Genomic DNA, 2,437 nt, shown 5'->3' with positions numbered 1-2,437 from the left:
CGTCCATGAGCTATTTACCAACTGCCTTGATTGTGACGCCCATGAGAGTTTCGCGGACTTGCGTGGGCTTACCGTTTCGTCCCATTTATTGATTAATCGCGAGGGCGTGCCTAGTCAGTTTGTCTCACTGGCCGATCGCGCCTGGCACGCAGGAGTGTCGAGCTTTGAAGGGCGCGAGAACTGCAATGATTTTAGTATCGGTATTGAACTTGAAGGTTGTGATGAAATTGCCTATACCCATGCTCAGTACCAAACATTAATTGCCATTAGTCAAACCTTGCGCCGCGCGTATCCGGCGATTACGCCAGCCCGTATAGTGGGGCATAATGACATCGCGCCCGGGCGGAAGACGGATCCCGGTGCGGCTTTTGACTGGACTTACTTTAAAAACGCGTTGGATTAAACTATGGATTTTTTTGCAATTTTAATTGCTTGGGCGGCAGTACAGTTCTGGGGCAGCGGTGGAGTGATCCAAAAGGACGAGTGGTTTGAGCGCTTGCAACAATTGGCACTTAAAATGCCCAGCAGCAGCCTAAGATTGTTTCTAGTCTTTGCTGTGCCAGTATTGCTGGTGTTTATTGTCCTTTGGTTAATCAGCCCGATTCTGTTTGGCTTGCCACTATTCGTATTAAGTGTCGCTATTTTGCTCTACAGCCTCGGCCGGGGTGATTTTCAGATCCTTCTGAAACTTTACTTAAACAGCTGGCAGCGCGGCGACCTCGAGGGAGCTTACCAACATGGCAGGGGCTTTAGCGTTGAGCTCTGTGAAACCGGTGTCGACAATGCATCGCAGCTGCATATGAGTGTGCGCAAGGCGGTATTTTATCAAGGCTTTGAACGTTGGTTTGCGGTGGTATTTTGGTTTGTATTATTGGGGCCGACTGGGGCCCTAGCGTACCGCTTATTGTTTATGTTGGCGGCCAGCAGAAGCTTGCCCCAGGAAGATCGCGATACTGCTGCGAATGCCTTGTTTTATTTAGAATGGGCGCCGGTGCGCTTATTAGGTTTGGCCTTTGCCATTGTCGCTAATTTCGACACCTGTATTGGCGTGTGGCGGCAGCACTTAAGCAGTGATCAACCGAGCGCCGAGGTTCTCGATGAGGTCGGTATGAAGGCCCTTCCGGTTTATATCCCCGATGGTCAGATTGACGGTGAACAATTTGTGAAGTCAGCCGCTGATGAGCTTACTGCGGTACAACTTTTGTTGTCTCGTAGCCTGCTTTGCTGGGTGTGTGTGGTGGCGGTACTGCAGTTGGTATGAAACTCGGTATTGATCTTGGCGGTACAAAAATCGAAGGCGTGGTACTTTCTTCGCAGGGCATTGTGCTTGCCAAGGAGCGTATTGCGACGCCTAAGAATTACCCCGCTATTATCGATGCGATCGCCGAGCTGGTATGTCGTTTAGAGCGTAGCACTGGTGGCCAAGTCAGTGTCGGCGTCGGTGGTCCTGGCGCTGAATCGGCGCTCACTGGCCGCATGAAGAACAGCAATACTCAGTGTATCAACGGCGAAGCCCTACGCGAGGATCTCAGCACTCGTTTGGGGAAAACGGTTCGGTTCAGCAATGACGCTAATTGCTTTGCCCTCTCAGAAGCCGTGGATGGCGCTGGTGCGAGCTACAACTCGGTGTTTGGTGTAATCCTCGGTACCGGCACGGGTGGCGGCCTTGTATTTAATAAGAGGGTGCTGAGCGGTGCTAATGGAATTGCTGGGGAGTGGGGACATATCACAATGCCGTACCTCGGGGAGGGACGCGCTTGCTACTGTGGCCGTAAAGATTGCGTTGAAACCTTCCTCTGTGGCGCGGGCTTGGTGCGCAGCTATGTCGCAGCCGGTGGCGACAAGCTAAGTGTGCCGGATATTGTTCAGCGTGCTATAACTGAAGACGCAGCGGCTGCGGCAGTGCTAGATAACTATTGTCGGCAATTGGCATCAGCCCTCGCGGTGGTAATCAATATTGTCGATCCGGCAGTCATTGTATTGGGCGGTGGGCTTTCCAATATCGCGATGCTCTATGAAAAAGTCCCTCAGTATTGGAATGACTACGTGTTTAGTGATCAATGCCTTACCAAACTGCTACCGGCTAAATATGGCGATAGCAGCGGTGTGCGGGGCGCCGCGTGGTTGTGGGGGGATCAGTCTGACGCGTAAGGGCATGCGCTGCGCTTATTTGGATACCTGCCTTCGCAGGTATGACGTACATACGATACAGGTATGATGAGTCTACGATACAGGTATGTTGAAACTAAGGCGTAGGTGTGATGAACCTAAGGTGCTGGGATGAGGGCAAAAAAGTCCTGCCATAATAATCCAATAGGGTCGTCACTCTTGATGGCGTGAGTCAACTCCAGCAACAGAGTTCGGCATCAGGCGCTTGCACCTAATGCATACGCTGTGCTCTCGGGCTTACCTAGCGAGCAGATACGCCAAGGTAATG

Annotated in this window: 3 protein-coding genes; all 3 read left to right on the top strand. The window is 51.9% G+C overall.

Annotated elements, in window-relative coordinates:
• Positions 1–403: 1,6-anhydro-N-acetylmuramyl-L-alanine amidase AmpD (ampD, locus tag ABYT30_RS18440; protein WP_373097976.1), on the top strand; the 403-nt coding region annotated here is incomplete at its 5' end.
• Positions 404–406: 3 nt separating this feature from the next.
• Positions 407–1,261, top strand: coding sequence for a regulatory signaling modulator protein AmpE (ampE, locus tag ABYT30_RS18435; protein WP_373084909.1), 855 nt, complete (start codon positions 407–409; stop codon positions 1,259–1,261).
• On the top strand, positions 1,258–2,151 hold the full coding sequence (locus ABYT30_RS18430) for an ROK family protein (RefSeq protein ID WP_373097974.1): 894 nt from the start codon (positions 1,258–1,260) through the stop codon (positions 2,149–2,151). The genes ampE and ABYT30_RS18430 overlap by 4 nt, the downstream gene beginning before the upstream one ends.
• Positions 2,152–2,437: the final 286 nt, after the last annotated feature.

The sequence above is a fragment of the Zhongshania sp. genome (assembly GCF_041623545.1).
GTDB lineage: Bacteria > Pseudomonadota > Gammaproteobacteria > Pseudomonadales > Spongiibacteraceae > Spongiibacter.
This window is presented reverse-complemented; position numbering and strand designations above follow the sequence as displayed.